Annotated in this window: 19 protein-coding genes; 8 read left to right on the forward strand and 11 right to left on the reverse strand. The window is 69.0% G+C overall.

What is annotated here, in order from left to right:
* Nucleotides 1-118: 118 nt before the first annotated feature.
* The 3 genes from aceB to ACN469_RS31305 all read left to right on the forward strand — a co-directional run bounded on the left by aceB (nucleotide 119) and on the right by ACN469_RS31305 (nucleotide 3,714).
* On the forward strand, nucleotides 119-1,744 hold the full coding sequence (aceB, locus tag ACN469_RS31295; protein WP_498773832.1) for a malate synthase A: 1,626 nt from the start codon (nucleotides 119-121) through the stop codon (nucleotides 1,742-1,744).
* A gap of 50 nt (nucleotides 1,745-1,794) precedes the next feature.
* Nucleotides 1,795-3,081 carry an isocitrate lyase gene (gene aceA, locus ACN469_RS31300; RefSeq protein WP_498773834.1) on the forward strand — a complete coding sequence of 429 codons (1,287 nt, stop codon included), beginning with the start codon at nucleotides 1,795-1,797 and terminating at the stop codon, nucleotides 3,079-3,081.
* A gap of 201 nt (nucleotides 3,082-3,282) precedes the next feature.
* Nucleotides 3,283-3,714, forward strand: a complete 432-nt coding sequence (locus ACN469_RS31305; RefSeq protein WP_498773836.1) for a hypothetical protein — start codon at nucleotides 3,283-3,285, stop codon at nucleotides 3,712-3,714.
* Here the strand turns inward: ACN469_RS31305 and ACN469_RS31310 are convergent.
* The 4 genes from ACN469_RS31310 to ACN469_RS31325 form a co-directional block, all read right to left on the reverse strand.
* Nucleotides 3,711-3,959 (reverse strand): hypothetical protein, encoded by a 249-nt coding sequence (locus ACN469_RS31310; RefSeq protein WP_498773838.1) that lies wholly within the window; start codon nucleotides 3,957-3,959, stop codon nucleotides 3,711-3,713. The genes ACN469_RS31305 and ACN469_RS31310 overlap by 4 nt on opposite strands.
* A gap of 101 nt (nucleotides 3,960-4,060) precedes the next feature.
* Entirely contained in the window at nucleotides 4,061-4,399 is a 339-nt protein-coding gene (locus ACN469_RS31315; RefSeq protein ID WP_498773840.1) for a hypothetical protein, read from the reverse strand.
* Between the two features lie 61 nt (nucleotides 4,400-4,460).
* Nucleotides 4,461-5,744 (reverse strand): TIGR04013 family B12-binding domain/radical SAM domain-containing protein, encoded by a 1,284-nt coding sequence (locus ACN469_RS31320; protein WP_498774133.1) that lies wholly within the window; start codon nucleotides 5,742-5,744, stop codon nucleotides 4,461-4,463.
* Between the two features lie 127 nt (nucleotides 5,745-5,871).
* Nucleotides 5,872-7,395: a pyridoxal-dependent decarboxylase gene (locus ACN469_RS31325; protein WP_498773842.1), complete on the reverse strand. Its 1,524-nt coding sequence runs from the start codon at nucleotides 7,393-7,395 to the stop codon at nucleotides 5,872-5,874.
* 152 nt (nucleotides 7,396-7,547) lie between these two features.
* Between ACN469_RS31325 and ACN469_RS31330 the strand changes: the two genes are divergently transcribed.
* Complete coding sequence (locus ACN469_RS31330; RefSeq protein ID WP_498773844.1) at nucleotides 7,548-8,981, forward strand: hypothetical protein; 1,434 nt, start codon at nucleotides 7,548-7,550, stop codon at nucleotides 8,979-8,981.
* 58 nt (nucleotides 8,982-9,039) lie between these two features.
* Here ACN469_RS31330 and ACN469_RS31335 read toward each other — a convergent pair whose 3' ends face one another.
* Nucleotides 9,040-10,266 (reverse strand): hypothetical protein, encoded by a 1,227-nt coding sequence (locus ACN469_RS31335; RefSeq protein ID WP_498773846.1) that lies wholly within the window; start codon nucleotides 10,264-10,266, stop codon nucleotides 9,040-9,042.
* 84 nt (nucleotides 10,267-10,350) lie between these two features.
* Complete coding sequence (locus tag ACN469_RS31340) at nucleotides 10,351-11,262, reverse strand: LysR family transcriptional regulator (RefSeq protein WP_498773848.1); 912 nt, start codon at nucleotides 11,260-11,262, stop codon at nucleotides 10,351-10,353.
* 67 nt (nucleotides 11,263-11,329) lie between these two features.
* On the opposite strand from ACN469_RS31340, the gene ACN469_RS31345 reads away from it, so the two are divergent.
* Nucleotides 11,330-12,274 (forward strand): haloalkane dehalogenase, encoded by a 945-nt coding sequence (locus ACN469_RS31345; protein WP_498773850.1) that lies wholly within the window; start codon nucleotides 11,330-11,332, stop codon nucleotides 12,272-12,274.
* 66 nt (nucleotides 12,275-12,340) lie between these two features.
* Here the strand turns inward: ACN469_RS31345 and ACN469_RS31350 are convergent, their stop codons facing one another.
* From ACN469_RS31350 to ACN469_RS31360, 3 genes are all read right to left on the reverse strand, one after another.
* Nucleotides 12,341-12,496 (reverse strand): hypothetical protein, encoded by a 156-nt coding sequence (locus ACN469_RS31350; protein ID WP_498773852.1) that lies wholly within the window; start codon nucleotides 12,494-12,496, stop codon nucleotides 12,341-12,343.
* Between the two features lie 89 nt (nucleotides 12,497-12,585).
* A complete protein-coding gene (locus ACN469_RS31355; RefSeq protein WP_498773854.1) occupies nucleotides 12,586-13,332 on the reverse strand; it encodes an SMI1/KNR4 family protein in 747 nt (248 codons plus the stop codon).
* Nucleotides 13,333-13,336: 4 nt separating this feature from the next.
* Complete coding sequence (locus tag ACN469_RS31360; RefSeq protein WP_498773856.1) at nucleotides 13,337-13,801, reverse strand: MarR family winged helix-turn-helix transcriptional regulator; 465 nt, start codon at nucleotides 13,799-13,801, stop codon at nucleotides 13,337-13,339.
* Nucleotides 13,802-13,925: 124 nt separating this feature from the next.
* Between ACN469_RS31360 and ACN469_RS31365 the strand changes: the two genes are divergently transcribed.
* Entirely contained in the window at nucleotides 13,926-14,684 is a 759-nt protein-coding gene (locus tag ACN469_RS31365) for a hypothetical protein (RefSeq protein ID WP_498773858.1), read from the forward strand.
* Between the two features lie 78 nt (nucleotides 14,685-14,762).
* Here the strand turns inward: ACN469_RS31365 and ACN469_RS31370 are convergent, their stop codons facing one another.
* The gene (locus tag ACN469_RS31370; protein WP_498773860.1) at nucleotides 14,763-15,728 is read right to left on the reverse strand and encodes a polysaccharide lyase family 20 protein; all 966 of its coding nucleotides are present in this window, start codon (nucleotides 15,726-15,728) and stop codon (nucleotides 14,763-14,765) included.
* A gap of 355 nt (nucleotides 15,729-16,083) precedes the next feature.
* On the opposite strand from ACN469_RS31370, the gene ACN469_RS31375 reads away from it, so the two are divergent.
* Nucleotides 16,084-17,109 carry an arginine N-succinyltransferase gene (locus tag ACN469_RS31375; protein WP_498773862.1) on the forward strand — a complete coding sequence of 342 codons (1,026 nt, stop codon included), beginning with the start codon at nucleotides 16,084-16,086 and terminating at the stop codon, nucleotides 17,107-17,109.
* Nucleotides 17,110-17,115: 6 nt separating this feature from the next.
* Here the strand turns inward: ACN469_RS31375 and ACN469_RS31380 are convergent, their stop codons facing one another.
* A complete protein-coding gene (locus ACN469_RS31380) occupies nucleotides 17,116-18,141 on the reverse strand; it encodes a lasso peptide biosynthesis protein (RefSeq protein WP_498773864.1) in 1,026 nt (341 codons plus the stop codon).
* Nucleotides 18,142-18,206: 65 nt separating this feature from the next.
* Here ACN469_RS31380 and ACN469_RS31385 point away from each other — a divergent pair, with 65 nt between their 5' ends.
* On the forward strand, nucleotides 18,207-21,350 hold the full coding sequence (locus ACN469_RS31385; RefSeq protein WP_498773866.1) for an ABC transporter substrate-binding protein: 3,144 nt from the start codon (nucleotides 18,207-18,209) through the stop codon (nucleotides 21,348-21,350).

The following is a 21,350-nucleotide window of genomic DNA, read 5'->3' on the forward strand; positions in this document are numbered from 1 at the left end:
TTGACAGCATTACAGCCGAGCAGGCACAAATTGACCGACACTTCCCTTCCTCCCTCGGAAGATCCATTTTCCGACCCGTTGAAGGTGATTTACAACGCAGCATGCCAAGGAGTTTTCGATGACCTCGGATGCCCCCTCTTCGAAGACCCCGGCCTTCAGCGCTGGCGTGGCCGTGAAGGGTCCGTGGCACCCCGATTACGCCGAGGTCCTCACCCCGGCCGCCCTCGACTTCGTCGCCCGCCTGGTCCGCGCCTTCGGCGAACGCCGTGAGGCCCTCCTGGAGCGCCGCAAGACGGTCCAGGCGTCCTGGCGCAAGGGCGAGCGTCCCCACTTCCTGGCCGAAACGAAGGCCATCCGGGACGGCCACTGGACGGTGGCTCCCCTGCCGCCGGACCTCCAGGACCGCCGCGTCGAAATCACCGGCCCCGTGGACCGGAAGATGATCATCAACGCGCTCAACTCCGGCGCGAATGTCTTCATGGCGGACTTCGAGGACGCCAACAGCCCCACCTGGGACAACGTCGTCCGCGGCCAGCTCAACCTCCGCGACGCCGTCCGCCGCCGCATCTCCTTCACCGCCGACGGCGGCAAGCACTACGCGCTCAACGACAAGCCCGCCGTCCTCTTCGTCCGTCCTCGCGGCTGGCACCTGCCCGAGCGCCACGTCGAAATCGACGGCAAGCCCATCTCCGGCTCCCTCTTCGACTTCGGCCTCTTCTTCTTCCACAACGTCCGCGAGCAGCTCGCGCGCGACACCGGCCCCTACTTCTACCTGCCGAAGATGCAGAGCCACCTGGAGGCCCGCCTCTGGAACGACGTGTTCCTGCTCGCCCAGGACACCCTCGGAATCCCGCGCGGCACCATCAAGGCCACCGTCCTCATCGAGACGCTCCCCGCCGCCTTCGAGATGGACGAAATCCTCCACGAGCTGCGCGAGCACTCCGCCGGCCTCAACTGCGGCCGCTGGGACTACATCTTCAGCTTCATCAAGACGCTCCAGTCCGACACCAGCGTCGTCCTCCCGGACCGCGGCCAGGTCACCATGGACAAGGCGTTCCTCAACGCCTACTCCCAGCTGCTCATCCAGACCTGCCACCGCCGCAATGTCCACGCCATGGGCGGCATGGCCGCGTTCATCCCCATCAAGGGTGACGCCGCCGCCAACGAGGCCGTCCTCGAGAAGGTCCGCGCCGACAAGCTGCGCGAGGTGAAGAACGGCCACGACGGGACGTGGGTCGCCCACCCCGGCCTCGTCTCCCTCGCCCGCGACATCTTCGACGCGAACATGAAGGGCCCAAACCAGCTCTCCAACAAGCGCGAGGACGTCCGCATCACCGAGGCCGACCTGCTCAAGGTCCCCTCCGGCACGCGCACCGAAGAAGGCCTGCGCCACAACCTCCGCGTCGGGATTCAATACACCGCCGCGTGGCTGGGCGGCCTGGGCTGCGTGCCCCTCTACAACCTCATGGAGGACGCGGCCACCGCCGAAATCTCCCGCGCCCAGGTCTGGCAGTGGATTCACCACGGCGCCTCGCTCGACGACGGCCGCAAGGTGACGCCCGAGCTGTTCCAGACGCTCCTTGGCGAAGAGATGGCCCACCTGGAGCAGGAAGGCGTCAACGCGAAGTACGGCGCCGACCACGTCACGCGCGCCCGTGAGCTCTTCGAGCGCCTGTCCACCGCCTCCACCTTCGAGGACTTCCTCACCCTGCCCGCCTACGCGGCGCTGGATGCCACTCGCTGAAAGCTTTTCGTTCTTCTTCAACCTTTCACTGCCGCACCGAGGAGCCTGCGATGTACGACGCCACCACCACGACCCCGGATACCTCTCCCAACGCCAAGCTCCACGCTCGACGCTTCGAGGGCATCACCCGCAACTACACCGACAAGGACGTGCTGAAGCTGCGTGGCACCCTGCCCATCAGCTACACGCTGGCGGAAGTCGGCGCGAAGCGGCTGTGGGAGCTGCTCCACACCGAGGAATACATCAACGCGCTCGGCTCGCTCACCGGCAACCAGGCCGTGCAGATGGTCCGCGCGGGCCTGAAGGCCATCTACCTCTCCGGCTGGCAGGTCGCGGCCGACGCCAACTCCGCCGGGCAGATGTACCCGGACCAGAGCCTCTACCCGGTGGACAGCGTCCCCACCGTGGTGAAGAAGATCAACAACGCCCTGCGCCGCGCGGACCAGATTGACCACGCCGAGGGCAAGAGCGACCGCTACTGGTTCGCGCCCATCATCGCCGACGCCGAGGCCGGCTTCGGTGGCCCGCTCAACGCCTTCGAGCTGATGAAGAGCATGATTGAAGCGGGCGCAGCGGGCGTCCACTTCGAGGACCAGCTCGCCAGCGAGAAGAAGTGCGGCCACATGGGCGGCAAGGTGCTGGTGCCCACCAGCCACTTCATCCGCACCCTCACCGCCGCGCGCCTCGCCGCCGACGTCATGGGCGTGCCCACCCTGCTCGTCGCCCGCACGGACGCCGACAGCGCCAAGCTGCTGATGAGCGACTCGGACGAGTACGACCACGCCTTCATCGACCGCAAGAACGGCCGCACCTCCGAGGGCTTCTACCGCCTCAACGGCGGCCTCGACTGCGCCATCGCCCGCGGCCTCGCGTACGCGCCCTACGCGGACCTCGTGTGGTGCGAGACCAGCACCCCGGACCTCGCCCAGGCCAAGAAGTTCGCCGAGTCCATCCGCGAGAAGTTCCCCAACAAGATGCTGGCCTACAACTGCTCGCCTTCCTTCAACTGGAAGAAGAACCTGGACGACGCCACCATCGCCAGGTTCCAGCGTGAGCTGGGCGCCATGGGCTACAAGTTCCAGTTCGTCACCCTGGCCGGCTTCCACGCGCTGAACCACTCGATGTACGAGCTGGCCCGCAAGTACAAGGACCGCGGCATGGCGGCCTACAGCGAGTTCCAGCAGAGCGAGTTCGGCTCGGAGAAGGACGGCTACACCGCCACGCGTCACCAGCGTGAGGTCGGCACCGGCTACTTCGACCAGGTCGCCGAGGTCATCTCCGGCGGCTCCGCCAGCACCCTGGCCCTGCACGAGTCCACCGAGGCCCACCAGTTCTAAGCGGCGCCTTTTTCCGCTGATCCCTCCGAGGGCCGTGGACCAAGGGCACCCTGCCCGTAAGTCCGCGGCCTTCGGTCGTTTTTCCGCCGAGCAGGCAGGCTCCGCGCGTCCGGACGCAACTTCCCGGGGCCTCGGGCGATAATGTGGGCAGACCTCCGAGAATCGCGCTTCGTGCGCCCTCGGATAGCCAAGGAGCCCACCATGAGCCGCATCAACAACCTCACCGGTCCTCGGGTCCAGGTCCCCACGCCGCAGGCCAGCGCCGCGTCCTCGCGCACGGCCTTCGGCTCCGTGATGCAGCAGCACAACAACAACATGATGTCGGCGGCGAACCGTCCGGGTGACCCGTCGATGTCCACGGGCGGCCTGGTGGTGCAGTCGGCGCTCAACTCCGTGGGAGGCTCCTCACACGGCGGGCTGCTGAACTCCTATCTGTCGGCCGTGGGCCGCCCCCCCGTCACCAAGGACGCCAGCTCCGCGGACGGCGCGCAGGCCGCGTCCACGCCAGCGGCGGGCTCCAAGGAAGCGGAGGAGCAGAAGGTGATGATGGAGCTGGCGGAGCTGTCCGCCGCGACGCTGAGCAACTCCATCTTCCACATGGGTAACCGCACGAAGGTGTCGCTGGAGAGCTAGCGCTTCTTCGTCTTCTTCTCGGAGCGCTTGAGGTACTCGGCGCGCTGGCCCTGCTGGAGGTCCCCCGCCCCGTCATACGGGTGGCCCACCTCCGTGCGCTGGCCGCCGTCCTGGCCGCCGACGTCGTTGAGGAACTCGGCGCGTCCCTCCGCGGGGACGTGGTCGCCATCCGCCTCCGGGTCCTTCTGCTTCTCGGGGTCCAGCGGAATGCCGAGTGACTTCTGGAGATATTCCTTCGGGTCCATGGGTGTCGCTCCTTCGAGGGTGCCTTCAGCCCGTGACTCGAAGGTGGGGACGACCAGACACTTCGCGCAGCGAGAGGGCCGGCGACCAGGCCCCCGTCACCTCAGTTGAGGTACTTCGGGCGAGGCGGCGTCGCGGGCTGCTGACGCATCATCTCCAGGCCCTGGCGCGTGAGGATGAAGCGCACCAGGCCGGAGCCACGCTCCGTCTCGATGTCCGCTTCGAAGGCGGGCCCCGCGATTCCGCCGAGCGCCACGTCCTTGCGCAGGTTGCGCACCTTGCCGCTCAGCATGTCCCCGGCGACGTCCCTGGCGCCCTCTCCCCGCTCGTGCAGCTCGTACGCCGTCTGGTGCAGCGTCATGGCGAGCGAGGGCGTCAGCGGCTGGGAGCTGAAAAGGACGGAGATGAGCAACCAGTAGGGAGGGGTCTCGTCGGAGGACATCGCGTTTCCATCCTAAGCGCCTGGGCGCTCGCGGGCCCGACGAAGTGATGCGAGGGGGACGCTAGCCCGCCCGAGGCCTGCGGCGCGAGGCGATGCCCTCCGCCAGCGCCACCTGCTGCTTCCAGTGGCCATACAGCCGCCCCTGAGAGGCGAGCTTGTCCAGCTTGCGCTGAGTCTCCTCATCCACGCGCCCTGGCGCGGCGTCGCGATAGGGCGTGCCGGGCAGCGGCATGAAGGTGTGCCCGTGCACGCGCGCGCCCAGCTCCGCCAGCCGCTCCATGAGGACGACGGTGGCCTCCACGTCCTCGGGCGCCTCGCCGGGAAGGCCGAGGATGAAGTCCACGTTGGGGATGAAGCCGCCCTCCACGGCGAGCCGCGTGGCGCGCACCACCGTCTCCACGTCATGGCCCCGGCGCGTGGCCTGGAGGATGCGCTCGGAGCCGGACTGGCCGCCGATGATGAGGTTGTCGTTGTGGACGTAGCGCTTGAGGACCGCGAGCGCCTCGGGCGTGACGTGCTCGGGGCGGACCTCCGAGGGGAAGGTGCCGTAGTACACGCGCCCGTCGGGAGCCATGGCCTCGCGCACGGCGGCGAGCAGTTCCTCCACCGCGGCCAGGTTCATCGTCTCGTCGCCGGTGCCGTAGGACATGGACGTGGGCGTGATGAAGCGGATGTCCCGCCGTCCCGAGCGCCGCAGCTCCCGAGCCCAGTGCGCGATGTTGGGCACGGAGCGGTGGCGGAAGCGCGCCTTGCTCATGAAGGGCGTCTGGCAGAACCGGCACGCGTAGATACAGCCGCGCGTAATCTCGATGGCGCCGTACATGGCGTGACGCGCCGCGAAGGGCGGGAAGTCGTCGAGCTTCACGCCCTCACCGCGGCCGTGCTGCACCAGCTTGCCGTCCTTCAGGTGCGCCACGCCGTGCGTGTCACGCGGGTCCTCTCCGCGCTGTACGCGGCCGAGCAGCTCGCGCAGCGAGTACTCCCCCTCCCCAATCGCGATGAGGTCGAAGCCCGCCTGGAGCGTCTGGACGGGCTCGGCTGTCGCGTGCACCCCACCCGCGATGCAGAGGACGGAGCGGCCCTCCAGTCGCTCACGCACCCACGCGAGCTCCGCCACCGAGACGGCGAAGCTGGCCGAGTAGAAGGACCACGCTGCCACCACGGTGTCGCCCGCGTCGGCGCGCTCCTTCACGGTGGAGAGCAGCGTCTCCCTATCGCGAGGGAAGAACAGCTTCACGTCCGCGAGCGCCGGGTCCGACTCGACGGCGCCCGCCAGCACGGTGAAGGCGTACTTGCCCGGGTACTGATAGCTGAGGACGAGCGAGACAGGACGGTGCGGCACCATGAGCGAACGCATGATGCCACATGGCCCGGGCCGCGAGGACCTGTGGGAGCAGGCGCCTCAGCGGGCGGTGGGCGCGGCGGGGGCGGGCCGGACGAGGTCGAACCCCTGGCCCTGTTGTCGGAGGACGTCAGCCGACGGCGGAGGCGAGGAGCTCCCATGCGGCGCGAACGTGGCGCTCCTGCGTCGTCGAAGCCCCGATGGCCATCCGAAGCACGTAACGAGCAGGAGCCCCCTCCACCGTCGGCAACACGGTGTGCGAGAGGAACACCTTGCCCGAGGCATTCACCCGCTCCAGCAGCTCCCGGTTGCGCGCATCGGTCGCCTGGGATGTCTCTCCCTGAAGCGGCTTCAAGCGGAAGCACACCAGCGACAGGGAGCGGGGCACGACCACCTCGAAGCGCGCATCCGCCGCCACCCACGACTCGAAGCACTCCCCCAGCCGCACGTGCTCACGGATGTGGGCCCGCAGGCCCTTCGCGCCATAGTGACGCAGCACGAACCACAGCTTCAGCGCGCGGAAGCGGCGTCCCAGCGGCACCTGCCAGTCACGATAGTCGATGACCGCGCCGCTCGTGCTCGCGGCGTTGCGCAGGTACTCCGGCGTCACGCTGAGCGCATCCAGCAGCGCCTTCCTGTCCCGCGTGTAGAAGGCATTGCAGTCGAAGTTGGTGAGCAGCCACTTGTGTGGATTGAACGCGAGCGAGTCGACGCCCCCCACTCCATCGAGCAAGCCGCGATGCTCGGGGCACACCAGCGCCGCGCCCGCCCAGGCCGCGTCGACATGCAGCCAGCCGCCGGACGACCGCATGGGCGTGCGCGCCATCACCTCGCTCACCGCGCGAACCGGGTCCACCGCCCCAGACGACGTACTCCCCACGGTGGCACAGACAAAGAAGGGCCTGCGCCCCGCATCGAGGTCCTCGCGGATGGCACGCTCCAGCACTTCGGGCCGCATCCCATAGCGAGCATTCGTCTCGATGAGCCGCACATGCGTCGTGTCCTCGGCGCCATGCGCTACTCCGCACAACATGGCCGCCTTGAGCACGGAGGAGTGCGCCTGCGTGGACGCATAGGCCACCCACTCGGAGTCCGCGGGAGCGCCGTGACGACGGGCACGCTCGCGTGCAGCCACCATGGCGACGAGCGTGGCCTCGCTCGCGGTGCCCTGGATGACACTGCCCCCAGTGGCGGAAGTGGAGCGGAAGTCCTCGGGCAGGCCCGTCAGCTCCGCGAGCCAGTCGACCACCCGCGTCTCCAGCTCCGTCGCGGCGGGACTGGTGGACCAGAGCATGCCCTGCACACCCAGGCCCGCGGACAGCAGCTCTCCGAGCACGGCGGGCCCGGAGGCATTCGCCGGGAAGTACGCGAAGAAGGACGGTGACTGCCAATGCGTGAGGCCCGGCAGGATGATGTCCTCCAGGTCCTTGAAGATGTCCTCCCAACCGGACTCACCCGCGAGCCCATCCTCGGGAGGATGCGCGGGCAACTTCGACGCGACGCCACCGGGCGCCACCTGCGAGCGCACGGGGAAGGACTCCAGCCGCGCCTGATAGTCGGCAATCCAGTCCACCATCCGGTGACCGAGCTTCCGGAACTCCTCCGGACTCAGGTGGGGCACGCCTCCATCACCGCCAGTCGAGTCGTCGCTCATGCGCGGTTCCTGGCACGGGCCCCGTGAAGCTTCAAGCGACGCACGGCGCCATCCTTTCAGGAAACGGACTTATTCACGTTTTCCGTACATTGATATGGGAAGACTCATGGTTTGCTCCGGGCATGACCCCAGACACCACGAGACGTGCACCGATGTATCGAGGGCTCGGCCTGTACGCCGTGCTCGCGCTGACCTTCGCCGCGTTGTGCTGGCCCTCACAGGCCCAGGCCCAGGCGTGGTCCCTGACGAGCGCCCAGCGACAGGCGTTCCTCCAGTACTACGCGCCCGTCGTCCTCAAGCGAGGCAACGGAAACGATGGGCGGCACGGCTACGACTGGGTGACGAACTTCGACTTCGACCAGGATGCGAACTTCTCCAACAACAAGCTGAACTGGAAGCAGATCCCCCAGTACGTCGATGCGTCGCGCACGGGCCCCAGCGCCTATTCCGGCTGGCGCGTCCGCCCGACGCTGTACACGTCGCTCATCGAGTTCATGGACGGTGGGAAGAACCTCGTCCTCATCTATCACGTGTATCACGCGCTCGATAAGAACGCGGCTGGGGACTACCAGCTCCACGACTGGGAGCGGGTGGAGATGCTGGTCCAGAACGTCGTCGGCAACCCGGGCAGCGGCGAGTCCGTCGCGTACGCGGTGGTGACGCAGCACAAGCGCAACGTCGTGCGCCGGGCAGGGCACGTGGACCTCAATTTCATGCAGACGGCCACGGGCAAGCACCTGCTCATCTGGCAGGCGGAGTGGTCCGACAAGCTGGCTGCTGCGCACGGCCAGGAGCTGCGCTTCTGCACGGACCCCTACTCGTTCTTCGCGGGCCGCATGGCGAGCGCGGGCAAGGCGGAGGCCGGGGTCAACAACGACGGCAAGAAGAACGTGCACTATGCCTTCGTGCCGGAGGGCTCGGCGGACGCGGTGGCGGCGTTCGGCGCGCAGGCGCTCACGTATGCGACGGCGGACGCGCTGGCCAGCCGCTACGACAACGGGAAGACCATCACCTGGCCCAACGTGAAGCGAATCACGTACGAGCTTCAGGACCTCGCGGACATCCTGCCCACGCACTGGCAATACGGCGGCTACACGACGCACTGGAAGGACACGTCACCCATCGACTTCTGGCTGGAGAGCCCCATCGTCAACGAGGTGGGTCAGGCCGAGGTGAGCGCGGGGATGCAGCGCTTCTTCCCGCAGACGCGCGACATCGAGAACGAGGATGACCGCGAGGGATATATCGCGAAGAAGTGGCTGCTCGGCACCTTCGAGCTGAACGACAGCGCCTCCGACTTCGGCGGCGGTGGCTCCAACGCGTTCCACGACAATGCCTATGCCAGCAGCGTGGCGGACTCTCGCGGCAGGACGCGTGCGAGCGCGAGCGGCTTCGGCACGTCGCCGGGTACCTTCTGGTGGCAGCACGACTACTTCGTGCACACGGGCTTCACGGACTCGAAGGACGGCGTGGAGCACGGCTTCTGGCTGCCGGGCGCGTGGTACTCGCCGACGAGCGGTGGCTTCGACGGGCGCTGGGTCCAGCTCTTCGACGACCGCCCGGGCCTGGAGTCCGGGCAGCGCTGACACCACGTCTCGTCGGTCCGCACGCCAGCGCCTCGAACGCTGGCGTGCACGGGCCGCCTCAGCGCAGGTCGAGCAGCCCCACGTCGGTGACCTTCTCGAGGCCCTCCAGCCAGGTCGCCTCCTCCGTGTCGACGTCGTACACCGAGACGACCCCACCCCTCGCGAGCAGGGTGAGCGTCCGCCCATCCACGCTGATGTCGCTCACGCCCTCGGTCGGTGGAATCTTGAGCTCACGCACCTCATCCCGGTCGAGCGAGTACTCGAACAACTTGATGGTGCCCTCGTAGTAGTAATTGCCCTCGGCGAAAATCAGCGTCCTGCGCCGCGGGTTCGCCGCCTTGAACTCGCCCGAGCTGCACCAGGTCTCGTGAGTCCTCCAGACCTTCTCCTCACCGGTGCGCAAGTCGATGCGACGATAGGTGCCGGGGTTCGCTTCGTCGCAGCCACCCTCATCCCATACACCTTCGCGGTAGTAGACCAGCGTGTCGCCCAGCACCATGGGCGTCAGGAATCCCTTCCGCTTGTGTTTCAAAGAGGGGCCGACCTTCCAGGGCTTCGTGCCCGTGGGGTCCAACGTGGCGACCCGGACTCCACCGCGCTCATGCCTCACCACGGTGCGCGACTCCCCCAGGACCAGGCGATTGCCTCCGACATCCGTCACACCCGCCGGGAGCACGCGAATCCCCTCGGGCTTGGGCCCGAAGCTCCAGCTCCACCACTCCTTGGTGCTCACGGTCCCGTTCGAGACCAGCACGCGTGAGCCGTCGGCCGTGAACTGCTCGGGGACCTGGAAATGGACGACACTGCCGTCGGTCCACTGCGCCGGAACTCCGGGAGTGATGGCCACGACGCCCTCCAGGTCCCCCATCACGAGCATGAAACCGTCCTTGACCCGCCCCGCTTTGTCGGTGGGCATGACGACCTTGCGGCCAGCCACCGTCATGCTCACCGTTCGGCGCCACGAGATATCGCCGTTGACCGTCGCACCCATCGCCCAGCGCCCCGTGGGGGGATGCACGGCGAGGAACGAGAGCGGGCAGGGCCTGGGCTCTCGACTCACCTTGCCCTTGTCGGGCCCCGACAGCATCCGCGACTCCTGGACCTGTTCGCAGTCCGCGAGGATTCGAGAGCCCTCCGGGTCGACGTAGACGACCTTCCCCGGGGCCAAGGCAATCAAAGGCACCGGAGACACCGTGGGCTCTGGAGCTGCGGAGGATTCGGCCCACGCCGTCGCGGACGTGGCCAGCAGTGCGGTGAGCACCGTGCTGCGCAAGATGTCGGGCATGCGCCTGATGACGAACGCACCGGCCCTGTATTCACCGTGCGTGTGATTGTTCGACGTCAGCGTCCTGCTCCAGCGCGGTCCTCTTCACGCGGCCAGGACACCCTTCCGCACCAGTTCGCGGAAATAGCGCGCCGCCGGGTCCAGGTGGGTGCGCTCGTGCCAGCACATGGAGATTCTGACGGAGTGCGCGGGATAGGGTGCGTCGACCGGCTGCACCGTGAAGCGCGCCCCCTGCTCCACCACGAGTGACTCCGGCAACGTCGCGACCAGCTCTGTCGTTGCGACCACCGCCGCCGCGGCCGTGAATGAAGGCACCGTCATGACGACCTCTCGCGGGATGCCCGCGCGCGCGTAGGCGGCGCCGACGGCGTCACGGAAGCTCTTCCCCGGCACCATCTCCACGCGGACATGCCGGAGTCCGCCCAGCGTTCGCGCCGACAACCGCTTGCCCAGCATGGGATGCCCTCGACGCGCCACGAGCTGGGTGCGCTCCGTCAACAACGGCTCGATGTGCAAGCCCGTCCCCTGCCCCGCGACACCCAGGTGCAAGTCCACCTGTCCCGCCCCCAGGTCTCCCAGGGAGACGAGGGAATCGATACCGACCACGCTCAGTCGAGCGTTCGGCAGCTCCTCGCGCATCAGCGCCGCGATGCGTGGCACCCACGTGAGCTGTCCCGCATCGGCGGCGGCCAGGGTGAAGGTCTGCTTGCACCGCGGCGGCTCGAAGGGGACTTCATGGAGCGCGAGCTCCATCTCCCGAAGCCCGCGTCCAATGGCCGGAGCCAGCGCGAGCGCTCTCGGAGTGGGGACGATGCCACGCCCCTTGCGAGTCACGAGCGGGTCCCCTAGCAGGGTGCGGAGCCGGGCCAGGCTGTTGCTGATGGCCGACGGCGTGACGTGGAGCCGCTCGGACGCGCGGACCACGCTGCGCTCCGCGAGCACGGTGTGGAGGACCAGGAGGAGGTTGAGGTCGATGGCCCCTATCTGAATGCTCATTTTCAGTGAGGATACCGCTCACGAACCATCACGGCCAGGAAGGTCTCTCCGGCCGCATATTGGGCGCATGCACAGACTGCTCGGCTGGCTCCTCACCGGCGCGCTCATCGCGTGCCACGCCTCTCCACCCGTCCTTCCCCAGCGCACGCCCATGCCCTCCACCCACCAGGTCCCCGTCCTCGACTCCTTCATCTCCTATCGTGAGGAAGGAGCCGGCTCCCCCATCGTGTTCCTGCACGGCAACCCCACGTCCTCGTACGTGTGGCGCAACGTGACTCCCAAGCTCGCGGACCGGGGCCGCTGCCTCGCGCCCGATCTCATCGGGATGGGGAGCTCCGGCAAGCCCGACATCGCCTATCGCTTCGGGGACCACGCGCGGTACCTCGACGCCTGGTTCGACGCGCTGGGCCTGCGCGACGTCGTGCTCGTCGGCTACGACTGGGGTGGCGTGCTCGCCCTCGACTGGGCTTCACGACATCCGGACCGCGTGCGCGGCGTCGTGGTCTTCGAGACGTTCCTCCGACCGATGCACTGGAGCGACTGGTCGCCCGAGGGTGAGCAGATGTTCCGCGCGCTGCGCACGCCCGGCGTCGGAGAGAAGCTGGTGCTCGAGCAGAATCAATTCCTCGTGCGCTCGCTCGGCCATGGCGTCAAGACGGGCCTCACCGAGAGCGCCCGCGAGGCCTACTACGCCCCCTATCCCGACGCGGCGTCACGGCGCCCGATGCTTCAGTGGCCGCGTGAGATTCCCATCGACGGCGAGCCGGCCGACGTCGTCGCCGTCGTCGAGCGCTACGACGCGTGGCTCGCACAGCCGTCCGCGAAGCCGGCGCTCCTGCTGACCTTCGGCGACGCCGGCCTCAGTGCCCCCGGAGTCATCGAGTGGGCACGCAAGGCCCTCCCAGGCCTCGAAATCGTTCCACTCCCCGCAGCGGGACACCACGCACCGGAGGACGCGCCCGACGACATCGCCCGCGCCCTCCAGGGTTGGCTCGACCGCCACGGTTGGTGAGCCCCATCGCGCGCAGGGGCTCGACTTGCACGCCAGCACCTCCAGCGCTGGCGTGCCCCCGCGGCTTCAGCGCGGATCGACAAACCCCGCGTCGGTGACCTTGTTGAGGTTCCTCAACCAGGCGAACTCGTCCGTGTCGTTGTCGTACACGCCGATGACACCGCCCCTTGCGTTCAGGATGAGGTGTCGCCCGTCCTCGCTGATGTCGTGCACACCCTCCATGTGTCGTGCATGCGCCTGATGACGCACACCGCCGCCCTGTATTCACCGTGCGTGTGATTGTTCCATGAGCGCGGTGGAGCGCCTCGGCTTCAGCCCCTTCCACGCGGCCTCGTCGGCCGCCGCGCCTCGGGCAACTCCGCGAGCAACCGGGTGACCAGCGCCTCCACGGCCTTCGGGTCATCTCCGCCGAGCCGCAGCGACAGCAGCCCGTACTCCTCATTGACCTGGGCATGCACGCCGAGCGCACCCTCCTGCAAACAGGCCACGCGGCCCAGCAACGGAAGGACAGGCGCGAACCCGGCGCTTCGCAGCAGGGTCACGGCCTCCGGCAACACGCCGCCGCTCTGATACACCACCTCGTGGTGAGCACGGCGGCTCAGCTCGAAGTGGTTGAACACGCTCGCGGTGATGCGCTCACCGAAGGTCTCTCGATACTCGACCTGGGAGTGCCCATCGAACGGAATCCCCTGCTCCAGCAGCACGAGGGGCGTGTCATCATCCTCGACATGCCGCAGGTCGAGGTGATGGTCGTACAACGCCACCTGGGACTCGTCTGTTTCGACGGCCACGAGGAAGACGCGGTCGTCCGGCGCGTCGTCCTCCTCGCGGAGCCGCTCGGAGATGATGGAGAAGCGATGGTCCTGCGTGGCACCAAACGGGCGGTAGCCGTTGCTGTCGCCGCCCATGCGCCGCAAGAACTCCACATAGCAGCCCGGCAGCGTGACGCCCCGCTCGGCGGCCAGGGCCGAGATGGCGGCGTCTGGCACCCCCTCCAGGCCCGACAGGAACGCCGGGGCTCGCTGCTGGATGAACTCGAACACCCGGGGCCAATCCATGGCTTCAGGCCTCACTGGCCACGGAGGAGTCCTGCTCCAACGCCTCACGGACCTCCTGGAGCGCCGCCAGCGCGGTCTTCAGCGACGCCACGGACACCCGGCCTCCCACCTTGTTCGCCCACGCCAACTGTCGCGCCTCCACCTCACGCAGCCGCTCGCGCCCCTTCGTCGTCAGGGCGATGAGCTTGGCCCGGCGATGGTGCGGGTTCTCCTGGTACTCGACCAGCCCCTCCGCCTCCAGCGCGTCCGCCGTCTGCTGCACGCTCTGCCGCGTCAATCCAATGGTGCGCGCCACGTTCGCCACCGGCGTCGGCTCATGGTCCACCACCCCCAGCACCTGCCACCGCGCGCTCGTGAGCCCCGACGGCTCGGAGAGGCGCTCACCCGCCGCGAGCAGCAGGCCGTTGTTCCGGAAGACTTCGAGCACCAGGTCCGTGAACGTCGACCCGGCCGTGGTGTATTTCGCCATGGACAGAAGGCTGTCTGACTGACAGATGACTGTCAAACAGCATCTCCCGCCTTTCCAAAACTCCCGTGAATTTCTGGAGGCCCGTGGCGTCCCAGGAGCGCACCCTCGCCTCCTGGAGCCCGTGATGCGTCGCACCCTCGTCGGACTTCTTCCCTTGTGTCTGCTCGCCACCGCGTGCGGAACCTCGGCGCGACACCAGGCGCTGCTGGAGCGCCGGGAGGCCATCCGCACCTCCAATGACGCCTTCGCCGCCGAGGAGCTCGCCAACTTCCGCGGCACGAGCGGGTTTCAGGAGACCCGGTGGGGCATGTCCCCCGACGAGGTCCGCGCGCTCTATCCCGAGGCCCGGACGACTTCGTCCGAAGGCGACCTCCGCGTCGCCACTCGCGTCACGGAGCGCCCGGCGACGGTGGACTTCAAGTTCACGCTGAACAAGCTCGCCGCCGTGTCGCTGCGCTTCGACACAGACGCGCCCCTGCGTGAGGACTTCGGCGCGCTCTCGGAGCTCTTGAGCATGAAGTATGGCGCGCCCACCTCACGGCGGGACACGGCCGAGGACGCGGAGGAGCGACTGCGCGGCGCGGAGTCCTACAACCGGAGCCTGGGCGAGGGCACCCGCTACTCCAGGACCACCGGGGACGACCACGCCTACGAGGAGCGGCTTCGCATCGATGCCCTCGCGGCCAAGACGGACTACCAGTTGGAGAAGACGTGGAAGGACTCGGAGACGAAGCTCCAGCTCTCCGGCTGGCAGCAGCCCGATGACTCCAAGCAGCTCACCCTGGACTACGTGAGCCGCTACCTGGAGCCCCACCTGAGCAAGCGGTCCGCGACACAAGACCTGGACCTGGAGCGCAAGCGCGAGCAGACCCGGGAGCTGTGAGCGGTGGCCCGAGACTCGGGAGCTTCAACGACGAGCCCCCGAGTCCACATCGCCGAGCACAGCGCCCCGGCGTGAGCCTCAAGCGCGCCGACGACGCACCCGCGCCAATCCCATCAACCCCAGCAGCGCGAGCCCCGCGAGCGGCCCGCCGGAGCTGTTGCACCCCGCGGCTTCGCCGTCCGAGCTGTCGGGAGACACACCCGAGGGAGGCAGCACTCCACCGGGCCCCTCCTCCGGCAACGTGCCCGCATCGCTTCCTGGCGGCGTGCCCGCGTCCGTGGGCTCCTCCGGCTTCGGGTCCGAACCCGCGTCCACCGTGGGCGTCCCCGCATCCGTCGGAGAGCCCGCGTCCGGCGTGGGCGTGGGCGTCGTGTCCAGCACGTCCGCCAGCGTCGTCGCCTGGATGAAGCCGTCGTGGTACAGCACGCCCACCGGCTTCACCGTGTCGCTGCGATACAGGCCCAGCTTCAAATAGTTGTTCTGGCCCGAGTACATCGTCGCGGCGCTCCGCTTCGCCAGCACCTTCTCCTTGTTGTGCCACAGCTCCACGAAGCCCGTGCTCGCCTTGGCGGACCACTTCACGTGCAGGATGAACTCGTGCCACACGCCGCGCTGGAGCTTGCCGCGCCACGGAATGGTGGAGTCGGAGTTGAGCGCCATGCGCATTTCCTCCCCGCGCACGTAGAACTCCAGCGGAGGTGAGCCGCAGCACCCGTCATGGTGCCACTGCGTGAAGAGCTGCCACGTGTCCACGCTGGGGAAGTCCGTCGCGAACATCACCTTCCAGCGGTAGTAGTACTCGGAGCCTTCCTTCTCCTTGCCCTGGTACACCAGCTCGTTGCGATTGCCGCTGGAGTTGATGGGGTCGTCGCCCTGCTTCACCGTGACCTTGAGCGCGTACTTGCCCTCCGCCACCGGGTTCGTCACCACCAGCAGGCGGTCGGAGCTGACCACCTGCTCGCCTGAGTACTGTGAGCGGTTGCCCGTCTCGAAGTCGCCGCGCCACACGACTCCAGCGAACGCCAGGCTGGGAACCATCCACATCGCAAGCAATCCAGGAACAAAGACTCTCAAAGGCACGCGTCCTTGCGAAGGTTTGAAGGCAAACGGTCGACGCACCGTAGCCGAAACCCTTCCAGGCTTCATTCCCCCCTCGGGTTGTTCCCACTCGCCTGACAACAGGGCGAGCTTCCAGGCAAGGGGTTGGACGTTTGATAAATGTTTCACCCCGCGAGCCCCGGCAGAGGGCCACGCGTGCCTGCCAGGGCGGATAGTTCACCTAATGACTCGGCGCGTCACGCAAGGAAACAAGCGAGCGTGAGCTGACCGCCGGCAGGTGGTGTGGTGTATGGTCCCCACCCCTTCCGGCGCCCATTCCAGGGGCGTCCCGGGTGCACCCATGCTTGTCCTGCGTGACGTCCAGAAGACCGACCTGGCCGGCCTCAAGCGGCTCGCCGCCGTGCTCAACACGGTGAACCTGCCGAACAACGAGGAGACGCTCGAGAACATCATCGACAAGTCGGTGAAGAGCTTCGCCGGCAAGGTGAAGAACCCCTTCGAGCGGGAGTACCTCTTCGTCCTCGAAGACGTGCGCAACGGGCTCATCATCGGCACGTCGATGATCATCGCCCAGCACGGCACGTACGAGGCGCCGCACATCTATTACGAGGTGAGCGAGCGAGAGCACTACTCCGCCTCCCTGGAGCGGCACCTGCGGCACAAGGTGCTGTCCATCGCCTACAACTACGAGGGCCCCACCGAAATCGGCGGCCTCGTGGTGGACCCGCCCTACCGGGCCACGCCGGACAAGCCCGGCAAGCAGCTGTCCTACGTGCGCTTCCTCTTCCTCGCCATGCACCGGCGCATCTTCCGTCCGCGCGTGCTGGCGGAGCTGCTCCCGCCCCTGCTCCCCGACGGGCGCAGCCTGTTGTGGGAGGCGTGCGGCAAGAAGTTCACCGGCCTGACGTACCTGGAGGCGGACCGCCTCAGCCGGCAGAACAAGGAGTTCATCAAGGAGCTGTTCCCCGCGTCGGACATCTACGCGTCGCTCTTCCCGGACCGCGTGCAGAAGGTGCTCGGCGAGGTGGGGCCGCAGACGCGCGGCGTGCAGCGCATGCTGGAGCGCATCGGCTTCCGGTACGTGGAGCGCATCGACCCCTTCGACGGGGGGCCGCACTTCGAGGCCAACACCGCGGACGTGTCGCTGGTGCGCAAGTACCGCACCGTGAAGCTGGCGGACGAGGACTTCGAGCTGGAGGGCGACGACATCCTCGTCGCGTTCGAGCGAGAGTCCGGTCGCAACCGCTTCCGCTCGGTGCGCTGCCAAGCGCGGCTCGACAACCAGGTGGCCTACCTGCCCGCCCGCGCCAAGGAAATCCTCGGCGCCAGCGCGGGCGCGAAGCTGTCCATCATCCCCTTCGAGTAGCGCGCCTCACCGACGGCGCACCACCCGGTGCGTCCCGCGCAGGAGCGACAGCCACCGCGCGCCCGCCTCCAGCGCCGGGCCGCGCGCGTCCTCCAGCGCCACCGGCAGGTGCGTGTCCGCCCGGACGTCATCCAGCGACGTGGGGTCCAGCTCCAGCGTGCCCCCGCCCACCAGCGCCACGCGCACCCACGCGTGAGGCCGCGCGGGCCCGCCATCCACCACGAGCAGCCCGTGCACCAGGGCCACCTTCACGCCCTTCTCGCGCGCCCAGGCCGCGAAGCGCAGCGCGTGCGCCAGGCACGCCCCCGCCTCGCCCGCGCCGTCCTCGCTCCAGTCCGCCGCGCCAGGCCCCTTCTCCGGAAACGCCGCGTGCACCCGCGCCGCCAGGGCCCGCGCCGCCCCCAGCGTCCAGGGCGTCATGCCCTCCAGGCGAGGAGGCACCTCCAGCGGCGGCACCAGGGCCAGCGCCCCCGACTCGCCCTCCACGGGCAGCCCCTTGGCGAAGAAGTCCGGCGGGGCGCGCAGCCGCTCGCCCGGCGCCGCCACGGTGAAGCGCGACTCGCCCACCTCCAGCACGTCCATGCGCCCGCCCACGTCGTAGCGCGCCCGGAACGCCGCCCCGAGCAGCGTGCCCTCCACCCATGGCGCCGTGCCGCCCGTGACGCAGTGCGGGCCCTCGCGGCCGGACAGCTCCTCACGCCCCGTCACGCAGCCCGGCGCGGGAGGCCCCCGCCACAGCCACAGCGCCTGGGGAACCACGGCCCGCCCCGCCAGCCGACCCGCCGAGTCCACCTCCAACACCGCCTCGCGCCGACGCTCCCCGTACTCACGCCCTCGCGTGTGCAGGTGCCGGCTTTGATACGTGAAACGTCCGGCGTCTTGCGTCAACGTCACCGTCCCCACCGGCACCCCGCGCCAGGAGAAGACGAAGCGCGCCTCCTCCCCCCGAGTGAGCCGGGCGCCGCCTCCACTTTCAGGACTGGCGGGATTCACGGGGAGAGCGAGGGCGAGGAGGGCGAGCAGGACGGACACGAGGCTGCCCAGTCTGCGGCGTTTTGAGGACCGGCGCGAGAAGGCGGGGTAGCCTCGGCGGGTCCATGGGCGCCAAACGGTACCTCTTCGCGTTCGGCCTGGCGGCCGGCCTGCTGTCCGCGCTCGCGCTGGGAGTCATCCTCCAGTTGAGCGGCCAGCGGATGGTGGCGTCCTCCTGGCTGGCGCTCGTCGTGGCCACCCCCGTGCTGTACCTGACGGGCGGGTATCTGGCGTGGTTCCGCTGGGCGGCGCTGCGGCGACTGGCGCGTCGGCGCGTCATGGCCCGGCTGGCGGAGGGCGACCTCACCACCACGGGCGGGCACAAGTACGAGGGACACGAGGACGTGCGCCGCCTGGTGCTGTCGCTGCGCCGCGCCCTGTCGCAGGTGCAGCGGGTGACGGCGAACCTGCACCGCACCAGCACGGACGTGAGCGAGCAGGCCCGCATGCTGCTGGAGGCCGCGCGGCGCCAGGGCGGCGCGGTGGAGCGCACGCTGCACTCCGTCAGCGGCATGGGCGGCAGCCTCCAGGTGGTGGGCAAGCGCGTGCACCAGCTGGAGGTGTTCGCCGTCGATACGACGGGCGCGCTGCTGGAGATGACCGAGCGGCTGGAGCAGGTGGTGGAGTCGCTGTCGCAGGTGAACGACTTCGCCAATCACACCACGTCGTTGATGCAGGCGATGAGCGAGCGGCTGGCCAACATCGCCTCCTCCGGTGACGAGCTGGCGCGCTTCGCGAGCGAGGCCGAGGACTTCGTGGCGCTCGTCGAGGGCGGCATCGACTCCGTGCGCCGCCGCGCCAGCGAGACGAACCAGCTGGCCCTCGCGGTGACGGCGACGGCCGAGCGCGGTGAAGTGCTGGTGGGCGACAGCGTCAAGGGCATGTACCGGGTGGAGGAGACCGTCCGGAAGGCCGCGGAGCTGATGGGCACGCTGGGCTCGCGCTCCACGGAGATTGGCCGCATCGTCGACGTCATCCAGGAGATCGCCGACCAGACGAACCTGCTCGCCCTCAACGCCGCCATCATCGCCGCGCAGGCGGGCGTGCACGGCCGGCCCTTCGGCGTGGTGGCCAACGAGATTCGCAACCTGGCCGAGCGCACCACGCGCTCCACGCGCGAAATCGCGGCCATGGTGTCCGGCGTCCGTGACGCGGTGCTGACGGCGGTGACGCTGGTGCACGAGGGCCGCGAGCAGGCCACCGCGGGCGTGGCCCTGGGAGACCGCGCGTCCGAGGCGCTGGTGGAGATTCGCTCGATTACCCAGCGCACCTTCAGCGCCGTGGAGGCCACGGTGATGGAGACGCAGCGGCTGGAGGCCCAGGGCGCCACGGTGGTGGAGGCCAGCCGCCGCGTGGCCCGCCGTGTGGAAGACGTCACGCGCATGGCCATTGAACAATCGGGCCACGCGCGCGAGCTGGTGCGGCAGACGCAGGAGATGGCCCGCGTGGGCCATGGCGCCTCGCAGAAGGCGGAGGACCAGGCACGCACGGGCCGCGACTTGTCGGAGTCCGTGGTGCGCCTGAGCGCGGCGATTGAAGAGCTGCGCACCGCCAACGTGGTGCTCACCAAGGCGGACTCGTCCATTCGCGAGGAGGTGGCGCAGGTGCGCGAGGACGCGCGCCGGGTCATCCGCATCGGCGATGGGCTGACGCGCACGGTGGACCAGCTGGGCCACGAGGCGCTGGGCCTGGAGACGGAGGTCTTCCGCTTCCGGCTGCCCGAGCCGCGCACGGGCGGCATGCTGCGCGTGGTGCTGCACCAGGCGGCCTCGCTGCGAAACCGCCAGGCGGTGGACCCGCTGTTCAGCGTGGAGAACCAGCTCTCCGAGCTGACCGCGTGCGCGTTCTCCGGACTGGTGCGCCTGGAGGACGGCGGGCTGGAGCCGGACCTCGCCGAGCGCTGGGACGCGGACCCCTCCGCGCGCCGCTACCGCTTCTATCTGCGCCGGGGCGTCACCTTCCACGACGGCGCGATGCTGACGGCGGGCGACGTGAAGCGCCACCTGGAGCGGCTCTTGGACCCGGCGGTGCGCTCTCCGGACCGCAGCCTCCTGGAGGACGTGGAGGGCGCGCCCGAGTACACGTCCGGCATGGCGCGCGAGGTGTCGGGAATCGAGGCGCTGGACGACGCCACGCTGGAAATCCGGCTGCGCGAGCCCAAGGCGTTCTTCCTGCACCTGATGGCGCTGACGCCCACGGCGGTGGCGCGCGTGGACTCGAGCGGCAGGCTGGTGGGCACCGGCCCCTTCCGCGTCATGTCGCTGGAGCCGGAGCGCGTGGTGCTGGAGCGCAATCCGTCCTACTGGCGCGCGGGCACGCCGCTGTTGGACCGGCTGGAGTTCCAGTTGGTGAACTCGCGGCAGGAGGCCATGACGCGCTTGCGCGAGGGCGCCGCGGACCTGGTGTCCTTCCTCTCCGCGGAGCACGTGGAGGTGCCGGGCCTGGAGGCCTTCCAGGTGCTGGCCAGCACCACGCCCTCCACCGCCTTCGTGGCCCTCAACCTGCGCGAGCCGCCCTACGACGACGTGCGCGTGCGACGCGCGCTGCGCGCGGGCATGGACATCGTCGGCGCGGTGGAGCAGTTCCACCCGGGCGCCCGCGTGGCGCGCACGCTCACCCCGCCGGAGCTGATGGGCGGCACGGAGGTGGGGCCCCTGCCCGCGCCCGACGTGGCGCTGGCCGAGCAGCTGTTGCGCGACGCGGGCCTGCGACGGCTGCGGCTCACGCTGCACCACCCCGCGGGCCGGGACACGTCGGCCGAGGACGCGGTGCTCTTCCGCCCCTTGTTGCAGGCGGGCCTCTTGGAGCTGAAGCACGTGGAGATGGCGCCGGAGGAGTACTCGGCGCGGCTGCGCGAGGGACGGGTGCCGGCGTTCCGCACGCTGTGGCTGGCGGACTTCCCGGACCCGGACACGTTCCTCTACTTCCTGCTGCACTCCAGCGCGCAGACGGTGTACCCGCTGGGCTACCGCAACGCGGAGCTGGACCGCATCACCGCCGAGGCGCGTGTGTCCATCGACCCGGGGCTGCGTCAGCAGCTCTACGTGCGCGCCGAGCACCTCTTCCGCGACGACTGTCCGCTCATCCCGCTGTACCACGAGCGAGTCCACGCGGCGGCCAGCGCCACGGTGCAGGGCCTGCGCCTGCACCAGACGCCGCCGCAGGTCCGCTACGAGGACCTGTGGGTGGACCCGAACAGCTCCGAGTGA

Source organism: Corallococcus terminator, assembly GCF_049194865.1.
Taxonomy (GTDB): domain Bacteria; phylum Myxococcota; class Myxococcia; order Myxococcales; family Myxococcaceae; genus Myxococcus; species Myxococcus terminator_A.